At 63.4% G+C, this 9,324-nt stretch carries 8 protein-coding genes and 1 pseudogene; 7 read left to right on the top strand and 2 right to left on the bottom strand.

Going from position 1 to position 9,324, the window contains the following annotated elements:
- The 7 genes and pseudogenes from HPC46_RS32970 to HPC46_RS32940 form a co-directional block, all read left to right on the top strand.
- A pseudogene (locus HPC46_RS32970) lies at positions 1-126 on the top strand (ABC transporter permease); the annotation flags it as partial.
- Between the two features lie 9 nt (positions 127-135).
- On the top strand, positions 136-1,413 hold the full coding sequence (locus HPC46_RS32965; protein WP_179476231.1) for an MCE family protein: 1,278 nt from the start codon (positions 136-138) through the stop codon (positions 1,411-1,413).
- Positions 1,410-2,435 carry an MCE family protein gene (locus HPC46_RS32960; RefSeq protein WP_179476230.1) on the top strand — a complete coding sequence of 342 codons (1,026 nt, stop codon included), beginning with the start codon at positions 1,410-1,412 and terminating at the stop codon, positions 2,433-2,435. Before HPC46_RS32965 ends, HPC46_RS32960 begins: the two co-directional genes overlap by 4 nt.
- Positions 2,435-3,532, top strand: coding sequence for an MCE family protein (locus HPC46_RS32955; RefSeq protein WP_179476229.1), 1,098 nt, complete (start codon positions 2,435-2,437; stop codon positions 3,530-3,532). Before HPC46_RS32960 ends, HPC46_RS32955 begins: the two co-directional genes overlap by 1 nt.
- The gene (locus tag HPC46_RS32950; protein ID WP_179476228.1) at positions 3,529-4,965 is read left to right on the top strand and encodes an MCE family protein; all 1,437 of its coding nucleotides are present in this window, start codon (positions 3,529-3,531) and stop codon (positions 4,963-4,965) included. The genes HPC46_RS32955 and HPC46_RS32950 overlap by 4 nt, the downstream gene beginning before the upstream one ends.
- Positions 4,962-6,188 (top strand): MCE family protein, encoded by a 1,227-nt coding sequence (locus HPC46_RS32945; protein WP_179476227.1) that lies wholly within the window; start codon positions 4,962-4,964, stop codon positions 6,186-6,188. Before HPC46_RS32950 ends, HPC46_RS32945 begins: the two co-directional genes overlap by 4 nt.
- Complete coding sequence (locus tag HPC46_RS32940; RefSeq protein WP_179476226.1) at positions 6,188-7,717, top strand: MCE family protein; 1,530 nt, start codon at positions 6,188-6,190, stop codon at positions 7,715-7,717. Before HPC46_RS32945 ends, HPC46_RS32940 begins: the two co-directional genes overlap by 1 nt.
- 23 nt (positions 7,718-7,740) lie before the next feature.
- Here the strand turns inward: HPC46_RS32940 and HPC46_RS32935 are convergent, their stop codons facing one another.
- Together HPC46_RS32935 and HPC46_RS32930 are read right to left on the bottom strand one after the other, a co-directional pair.
- A complete protein-coding gene (locus HPC46_RS32935; protein ID WP_179476225.1) occupies positions 7,741-8,253 on the bottom strand; it encodes an Rv2253/PknI dimerization domain-containing protein in 513 nt (170 codons plus the stop codon).
- Positions 8,254-8,360: 107 nt separating this feature from the next.
- Positions 8,361-8,978 (bottom strand): PaaI family thioesterase, encoded by a 618-nt coding sequence (locus tag HPC46_RS32930; RefSeq protein ID WP_179476224.1) that lies wholly within the window; start codon positions 8,976-8,978, stop codon positions 8,361-8,363.
- Between the last annotated feature and the right edge of the window lie 346 nt (positions 8,979-9,324).

Raw genomic sequence — 9,324 nt, 5'->3', positions numbered from 1 at the left:
CCCTCTGGAGTCGGCGTCGCGGTCGGCAACGCGGTACGGACCTCCCTGATCGTGGTCGTCTCCGTCACCCTGCTGGTCTCACTGGCCATCTACGGATCCAACGGCAACTTCAACCTGTCCGGATAGGGAGAAGACGTGACGAGAAACTTTGGGCCGGGGCCGGCCGACCGGTCGGAAACCGAAACCGCCGCAGCGCCGGTGGCACCCCGGGTCGGCACCAGCTTCGGCGCACGAAACTACGCCAGACCAATTGCCGGCGGCCTGACGGTTCTGACCGTTGTGGTGATCGTCGCCGTCGCTGCCGGTCTGTTCCGCGGTGACTTCACCAAAACCGTTCCGGTGACGGTGGTCTCCGACCGCGCCGGCCTGGTGATGAACCCCGACGCCCGGGTCAAGATGCACGGCGCCCAGGTCGGCACGGTGGCCTCCATCGACTCTCTGCCCGACGGCAAGGCCGCGCTGCACCTGGCAATCGACCCCGCCAAGGTCCGCATCATCCCTGCCAACGTCAACGCCGACATCACCTCCTCGACCGTCTTCGGGGCGAAATTCGTCGAGTTGCGCACGCCCGCAAACCCGTCCGCGCAGCGTGTGCAGACCGGACAGGTGATCGAGGGCAAGCACGTCACCGTCGAAATCAACACGGTCTTCGAGCAGCTCGTCTCGGTGCTCTCGGCGATCGATCCCGTCAAGATCAACCAAACGCTCGGAGCGATCGCCAAATCGTTGAGCGGGCGCGGCGACAAGCTCGGCCAGACACTCGTCGACCTCGATGAAGCATTGGCCAAGATCAACCCCAGCCTTGACACGATCAATCACGAAATCGCCATTGCTCCACAGGTATTCGATGCCTACGCAGATGCCTCATCGGACCTCGTGAAGACCGTCAGCAGCGCGACGAAAATCAGTGACACCATTGTCGACCAGGAACAGAACCTCGACACCCTGCTCATCAGCGCGATCGGCCTCGCCGACATCGGAACCGAGGTTCTGACCGAGAACCGGCAACCGTTGACCGACCTTGTCCATCTGCTGGTCCCCACCCTCGACTTGACCAACAACTACAACGCGGCCCTCACCTGTGGACTACAGGGCATGATCCCGTTGGCCACCGGTCCGGGTACCGCACAACCAGGTGTCATGCTGCTCGACTCGTTCTTTCTGGGGCGTGAGCGCTACCGGTACCCGGCGAACCTGCCCAAGGTCGCCGCCAAGGGCGGCCCTCAGTGTGCCGACCTGCCAGCAGTGGGCTTTGAACAACGGCCCCCGTACGTGGTGACTGACATCGGCGCAAACCAGGCGCAATACGGCAACCAAGGGATCCTTCTCAACTCCGACGCACTCAAGCAGGCATTGTTCGGCCCGATCGACGGGCCGCCGCGCAACACCACGCAGATCGGGATGCCAGGATGACGGGCTTGTCGAAGACGATCATCAAGATCAGCATCTTCGGTGTCGTCATGATGTTGTTGACCGGGGCGCTGTTCGCCATCTTCGGGCAGTACCGGTCGGGTTCGGACAACGGCTACTCGGCCGTGTTCGCCGACGCATCGCGCTTGAAATCAGGCGATTCGGTTCGGGTGGCCGGAGTCCGGGTCGGCACCGTCAGTGATGTCGCGCTGCAGGTCGACAACAAGGTGGTCGTCACGTTCGATGCCGACCGTGATGTCGTGCTGACGTCGGGTACCAAAGCCGTCGTCCGGTACCTCAACCTGGTCGGCGATCGCTACCTTGAACTGCTCATCAGTCCGGGCTCGGGGAAGGTGCAACCGCCGGGCTCGCGGATCCCGCTCGACCGCACCGAGCCGGCACTGGATCTCGACCTTCTGCTCAGTGGGCTCAAACCCGTTGTCCAGGGCCTGAATCCGCAGGATGTCAACGCGCTGACCAACTCGTTGATCCAGATTCTGCAGGGCCAGGACGGCAATCTCGAGTCGCTGTTCGCTCGGACGTCATCGTTCACGAACGCGCTGGCCGACAACGGTAGAACGGTGCAGCAGCTGATCGACAACCTCAACACCGTGGTCGCCACGATCAGCAAGGACGGGGAGAAATTCTCCGGAACCATTGACAAACTGGAGAAGCTGATCAGTGGTCTGGCCGCCGACAAAGACCCCATCGGAGCGGCCATCTCCGCCCTGGACAACGGCACGGCATCGCTCGCGGATCTGCTGACCCAGGCGCGTCCACCGTTGAGCGGCAGCATCAACCAGCTGGGTCGCCTGGCACCGCTGCTCGACCAGGACAAAGCCCGGGTAGACCTTGCGTTGCAGAAGGCACCCGCCAACTATCGAAAACTGGTGCGACTGGGCGCATATGGGAGCTGGCTCAACCAGTATCTGTGTGGCTTGTCCGTGCGGGTCACCGACTTGCAGGGCCAGACCGCCTACTTCCCCTGGATTGTTCAACACACTGGAAGGTGCGCCGAGCCGTAATGCTCAAATACCGTGGATCTTCGCTGATTCGGGCGGGCTTCATCGGCCTTGTCCTGATCATTCTCGTCATCGTCGTCGGACTACAACCCGAGCGAATGATGACGTGGGCCAGTGCGATTCGGCATCAGGCGGTGTTCGCCGAAGCGGGCGGTCTGGCAGCGGGCAACGATGTCGTCGTCGCCGGCATCAAAGTCGGCACTGTCTCGGAGGTGTCGTTGATGCGTGGCGATGCTCTGGTGACCTTCATGGTCAACGGCACGGTGCGGTTGGGCTCGGAGACCGCCGCGCACATCCGCACCGGAACGCTGCTGGGTCAGCGGGTGTTGACGCTCGAGCCCAGCGGAGCTGGAAAATTGCGGTCGTCTGACGTCATTCCGCTGTCACGTACCGGATCGCCCTATTCGCTCACCGATTCGGTGAACGATTTCACCGCCAACACCGCCGACACGAACACCGCGACATTGAATCAGGCCTTGGATACGTTGTCGGACACTCTGGATCGCGTCACCCCGCAAGTGGGTCCGACGTTCGATGGTGTGAGTGCACTGTCGCGGATGTTGAACGAACGCAATGACTCGCTGGCGGGATTGCTCGACAGCGCCTCGCAGGTGACCGGCGTTCTCTCGCAGCGCAGTGAGCAGGTCAACACCCTACTTCTCAATGCCAACGACCTCTTCGGGGTACTGGATCAGCGGCGGTACGCCCTGGTGAATCTGCTGACCAACACCTCCGCGTTGTCCAAACAGATCAGCGGGATGGTGCACGACAACGAGAAGACGCTGGCCCCCGCGCTGGAGAAGATCAATTCGGTGACCGCCATGCTGCAGAAGAACAACGACAATATCGTCAAGGCGCTCAACGGGTTGGCAAAGTATCAGTTGACCCAGGCGGAAGCTGTCAACAACGGCTTCTACTACAACGCCTTTGTCGGCAACCTGTTGCCGGCCCAGACCTTGCAGCCCTTCCTCGACTACGCGCTGGGCTTCCGGCGGGGCACCGACGCGGGTCAGCCGTCCGACAATGCGGGCCCCAGGGCGGAATTCCCCTTCCCCCGCAACGGAATACCTCAGCCCGGCCAGCGATGGGGACAGCCATGACATCTCGCAAACGAGTGACGGTCGGCGCGGCGCTGCTCCTGGCGGTGGTGCTGGTCGCCGGCGTCGCGGTGCTGATTCGCCAGTCGGTTGACAAACCGACCACGATCACCGCGTATTTCACCAGCGTCACCGCGATCTACCCCGGTGATGACGTCCGTGTTTCGGGGGTGAAAGTCGGCACCATCAAATCCATTGAAGCCGAACCAACTCAGGCCAAAGTGATACTCGACGTCGACCATGGCGTGTCGATCCCCGCGGACGGCAAGGCGATCATCGTCGCCCAGAACCTCGTCGGCGCCCGCTTCGTCCAGCTTGCGCCGTCATACCGGGGGAGCGGTCCCACCATGGCGAACGGCGCGGTGATCGGCCTGGACCGCACAGCGATCCCGGTGGAATGGGATGAGGTCAAGACCCAACTGATGCGACTGGCCACCGACCTCGGCCCGGCCAACGACGCGTCGAGCACCTCGGTTGCGCGCTTCATCGACACCGCGGCCACGGCACTCGACGGGAATGGCGACAAACTGCGGCAAACCATCGCCCAGCTCGCCGGCATCAGCCGCATCCTGGCCAACCGCAGCGGCAACATCGCCGACATCATCAAGAATCTGCAGACGTTCGTCACCGCACTGCGCGACAGCAACACCCAGATCGTCCAGTTTCAGCATCGGCTGGCCAGTGTGAGCAGCGTCGTGGACGGTAGCAGGTCGGATCTGGACGCCGCCCTGACCGACCTGTCCGGTGCCGTCGTCGACGTCCAACGTTTCATCGCAGGCAGCCGCGACCAAACTGCCGAGCAGATTCAGCGACTTGGCGATGTCACCCGCAAGGTCGCCGACAACAAGACGACGTTGGAGAACGTGCTTCACGTGGCGCCCAACGCGATCGGCAACAGCTACAACATCTACAACCCCGACACCGGCAGTGGTATCGGGGCGTTCGCGCTGGCGAACTTCTCCAACCCGGTGCAGGTGATCTGCTCGGCCATCGGTGCGGTCAGCAATGCGACCGCGTCGGAGACGGGCAAACTGTGCGCGCAGTACCTCGGTCCGGCGCTGCGCCTGCTGAACTTCAATTACCTGCCGTTCCCGTTCAACGCCTACCTGGGCAAGTCGCCGAGCCCGGAGAACTTGGTGTACTCCGAGCCGCAACTGGCGCCCGGGGGTTCGGGCGCGTCGGTCCCGCCTGCCGAAATCCCGCCGAGTGTGTCGGCCTACACCGGATACAACGGCGACGTTCCCGCGCCGCCGGGATGGGGCACCCCACCCGGTCCGGCGGGATCGTATGCGCCCAATGGTCTTCCGGCCGATCCGCAGCCGGCCCTGTATCCCGGCGCTCCGGTCCCGCCCGGTGTGGTGTCTTCCCCTGCCGCGCCGCCACCGTCGAACCTGGAGGGCATGTTGCTCCCGGCCGAAGGAACACCGCCATCATGACTCGAGATCGTTCGCTAGGCCGGCTCGCGATGGTGACATCGTGTGTTGCGGTCAGCGTGAGTGGCTGCGCATTCGGCGGACTCAATTCGCAACCGCTGCCGGGCACAGCAGGCCGCGGGGCGGGTGCGGCGACGTATCACGTCGAGCTGGCCAATGTGGGAACGCTGGAATCGAATTCACCGGTGCTCATCGGTGACGTCGTCGTCGGGAGCGTCGGCAAGATGCGGGCGCGCGACGGCCACGCCGACGTCGAGGTGTCGGTCAATCCCGGTGTGGTCGTGCCGGCCAACGCGGTGGCCGTGGTCGGGCAGACCAGCCTGCTGGGATCGATGCATCTGGCCCTGAATCCGCCGCTCGGCCAGGCACCGGCCGGTAGCCTGCAGCCCGGTGCCACACTCGGCCTCAACCGCTCGTCGACCTACCCCTCGACCGAGCAGACGTTGTCGGCATTGTCGGTGGTCGTCAACGGGGGCGGCTTGGGCCAGATCGGCGACATCGTGCACGAATTCAATACCGCACTCAACGGCCGTCAAGACCAGATCCGGGATTTGTTGGGCCGACTCAACGATTTCGTCGGGATGTTGGCCGCCCAGCGGGACAGCATCAATGCCTCTATCGCCTCGTTGAATCGGCTGGCAGATGTGTTCGCCGGCCAGCGTGATGTGCTGACCGAGGCGCTCAAACGGATCCCGCCGGCGTTGGAGATCCTGGTCAGGGAGCAGCCGAAGATCACCACCGCGCTGGAAAAGTTCCGCACCTTCAGCGATTTGGCCACCGGCCTGATCTCCGATACCCAGGCGGACCTGGTGCGTGACTTGAAGAATCTCGAACCCACCTTGCGCTCCCTGGCAGATGTGGGTCCCAAGATCGACACGGTGCTGGCCTATGCCACGACCTTCCCCTATACCCAGAACTTCATCGACCGGGCTATTCGTGGTGACTACATGAACCAGTTCATCGTCTTCGATTTCACCATCCCGCGACTCAAGCGCACCTTGTTCCTGGGCACCCGGTGGGGCCAGGAGGGCGCCAAACTGGTTCCCGCGCCTGGTGATCCGTGGTACGCGACCTACACCTACGATCCGCTCAACGCGCCGCTGAGCCCCAAACCCGCCGATGTTGCGTCGATTCCGCCGTTGGTCGATCCCGGGCCGGCTGAAGCGACGGGGCCGCTACCGGGTCCCGATCCGCAATCCGCACCGCACAACGAGGGTGGCCAGTGATGTTGACCCGCTTTATCCGCAATCAGCTCATCATCTTCACGATCGCCTCGGTCATCTCGGTCGCCGTCATGTTCATGGTGTACCTACAGGTTCCGACGCTGCTCGGTATCGGCAAGATGACGGTGAAGTTGGAGATGCCCGAGACCGGTGGGCTGTACCGGTTCTCGAACGTAACCTACCGTGGCGTGCAGCTCGGCAAGGTGACCGACGTGCAAGCCACTGAACAAGGTGCCGAAGCGACATTGATGCTCGACACCTCGCCGGAAGTCCCCGCCGATGTTCAGGCACGAGTTCTCAGTGTCTCGGCAGTCGGAGAGCAGTACGTGGATCTGGTACCGCGCAGCGCCTCCGGCCCATATCTGCACGACGGATCGGTGATTGCAGCCAGCAATGTCACCGTTCCCCAGGCGGTCGGCCCGATGCTCGATCAAGCCAGTGAGCTGCTGAAGAGCATTCCCAAACAGCGGCTGGGGGATCTGCTGGACAATTCGTTCGAGGGGTTGAATGGATCAGCTGACGATCTGAGCACGCTGATGGATTCGTCCTCGCGACTCGCCGCCACCGTCAACGGTACCGCCGACCGGCTCCGCGCCATGGTCGACGACGGCCGCCCCCTGCTGGATGGTCAACTGGCGTCCACCGACGCCATTCGGACCTGGGCGCACAGTGTCGCCGGCGTCACCGAACAACTGGCGGACAACGACCCGCAGGTGCGGGGCTTGTTGGCGAATGGTCCGGGTGCTGCTGATGAGGCCTCCCGACTGCTCAACCAGATAAAGCCAACCCTGCCGGTACTTTTGGCCAACCTCACCACTATCAGCCAAGTAGCCGTCACGTACCACGCATCGCTCGAACAGTTGCTGGTGTTGCTGCCGCCCAACATCGCCGCCACCCAGTCCATGGGCGGGGGGCCGCGTAATCCGACCGGCATGTCACTTGGTGACTTCACCGTCGTGATGAACGATCCGCCGGCATGCAGCGTGGGCTTCCTACCGCCCAGTTCCTGGCGGTCGCCGGAGGATCTGTCCGACGTCGACACGCCCGACGGGCTCTATTGCAAGCTGCCCCAGGATTCCCCCATCGGTGTGCGTGGTGCCCGCAACTATCCCTGCATGGGCAAGCCAGGCAAGCGCGCTCCGACGGTGGAGATCTGCAACAGCGACCAGCCCTACGAGCCGCTGGCGATGCGCCAGCATGCGACGGGCGCCTACCCGATCGATCCGAACCTCCTCGCACAGGGGATCCCGCCCGACGACCGAACGACATTCCAGGACAATATCTTCGGACCACTGCAGGGCACGCCGGCACCGCCCCCGGCGGTAGTGCCGCCGGCGCCTGCCGACGATGCAACGTCGGCCGCGCCGAGCGCATTCACCCCCGGTGCAGGACCTGGACCGTCGGTGGCCGTCACTCGGTACAACCCCAAGACGGGGCAATACGTCACGCCGGAGGGCGCGGTGTTCCGGCAGTCAGATCTGGTTGTGCCCGGCGACGCCCGATCGTGGAAGGACTTGCTGCCGACCACATAAGATTCCGGCCGCGCCGTCCGTTGTCAGTGCTGTTTGACGAGTTTGAACGGCATGTTGATGAACAGGGCGAGGCTGCGACCGCAGGCCCCGCTGGGCCCGGTTGTCTGGTCTTCGCCGAGCAGCGTGGCGGAGTCCGGGTCACCGGCCTCGCCGCCGGGGGTCATGGGTTGAAACCAGAACACCTGGAATCCGTCGGCTGACGTTCCGTCGGGGCACGGCTCCCAATTGGCCACGGTCCGTTTCACATACCACATCCCACCCGTCTGATAGATCGGCGCGGACCAGCCGGCATCGCTGGTAACGGTGCCAGTGCACTCGGTGGGATAGCTGCACTGGGTGTTGATGGTCCAGCTGGATCGCACCGATTTCTCGTCATGGAAGACGTCGTTGGTTCTCGCCCATTCGCCATTGGAAGTGGCGGTGAAGGTGCCGTTGAGACCCCAGTCGTCAGCCGCGTGGGCAGCAGCTGGGAGGCTGCCGCATTGCAGCGCGCCGGCTGCTATCAACCATGTTGTGACAGTGCGTAATCCACGCATCGTTCTCCTCGAGGCCGATCAGGTGCTGTGCCCGGAGGGCATCTTTCGCGAAGCTAACACCGGCGAAGCTCCGAGTTATCGTTATGGTCCGCTCAACGGACGGCCACCTAGCCCGAAGAGGGTTTGTTGGGGCGGATGAAGACGCCGTGCGCCTCAACGGTGATCGTGCCGTCGGCGTCGGCGATATGGCCCACGGCAAATGTCTTGATGCCCTCATGACGGTCGACACGAGCCTCGGCGTGGAGGCTGCCGAGGCGGGTTGGTTGCACAAAACGGACGGTGAGCGTGCCGGTAAAGGCCGGATTGCCAGGTTGATGTGCCGTGGCGCCGAGCATGTGGTCGAGGATCAGGGCACATACCCCGCCGTGTACGTGTCCCGCAGGACCCTCGTATGCAGCGCCCAGGTCTATATCGGTGTACACCGAGCCGTCCGCATCGTGGTGTATGACCAGCGGGGGAGCGATCGGGTTACGAAGGCCGACCGCGACGTTCCCCCAGGCAACCGTGCCTCCATCAGTCGTCGGCTGGACACCGAATGACCCCGGGAGTTGTTGACCAGCGAGCAGTTCAGTGGCCCTCATAATGAGCGCACGAGCCTCGCAAATCGTCTCGTCGTCGACTTCGGAACGGATTGTGGCATCGATGAGGTGTTGAACGGACCGGGTCAGTGGTGCGAACACCGTTTCGCCCCGTTTGACGTCGACGACTCCGAATTCGTTGCCCATATCTTCGCTGACCCCGTTGCCTTCATTCCGTTCCGCAACTGCATCTCCTAGCCTCTTCGTGGCGGGGGTCGGTGTGCAACGCGGCATCCCGGCCAGCGGTCGGTACACGCAAACCTGTGACCTGGGTTGATACCCTTGCTTCGTGACCGAACCCGACAACGCCTCGATGCCGTCGCTGTCCGCGACCGCCTGGGCGCTGCTCGGAATGCTCTCTTACGAGGTCAAGTCCAGGGGCGTGGTGTACGACGTCGTCGTGTGATTCTTCGATGTGATGGTTCAGGCGGTCAGTGCCGCGGGGGTGGCCTCCTGTTCGGTCGGTGAGCTCTGATCGGCTCGGGATTTGCTG

The sequence above is a fragment of the Mycolicibacterium vinylchloridicum genome, assembly GCF_013404075.1.
Classification (GTDB): domain Bacteria; phylum Actinomycetota; class Actinomycetes; order Mycobacteriales; family Mycobacteriaceae; genus Mycobacterium; species Mycobacterium vinylchloridicum.
Note: the sequence above shows the minus strand (reverse complement) of the source record. Positions and strands in the feature narration are given on the sequence as shown.

Excerpts from the sequence above, each read along its gene's own strand:
- HPC46_RS32940 (WP_179476226.1), top strand. The coding sequence starts at position 6,188 with ATGTTGACCCGCTTTATCCGCAATCAGCTCATCATCTTCACGATCGCC.
- HPC46_RS32935 (WP_179476225.1), bottom strand. The coding sequence starts at position 8,253 with ATGCGTGGATTACGCACTGTCACAACATGGTTGATAGCAGCCGGCGCG.
- HPC46_RS32955 (WP_179476229.1), top strand. The coding sequence starts at position 2,435 with ATGCTCAAATACCGTGGATCTTCGCTGATTCGGGCGGGCTTCATCGGC.
- HPC46_RS32960 (WP_179476230.1), top strand. The coding sequence starts at position 1,410 with ATGACGGGCTTGTCGAAGACGATCATCAAGATCAGCATCTTCGGTGTC.
- HPC46_RS32945 (WP_179476227.1), top strand. The coding sequence starts at position 4,962 with ATGACTCGAGATCGTTCGCTAGGCCGGCTCGCGATGGTGACATCGTGT.
- HPC46_RS32930 (WP_179476224.1), bottom strand. The coding sequence starts at position 8,978 with ATGGGCAACGAATTCGGAGTCGTCGACGTCAAACGGGGCGAAACGGTG.
- HPC46_RS32950 (WP_179476228.1), top strand. The coding sequence starts at position 3,529 with ATGACATCTCGCAAACGAGTGACGGTCGGCGCGGCGCTGCTCCTGGCG.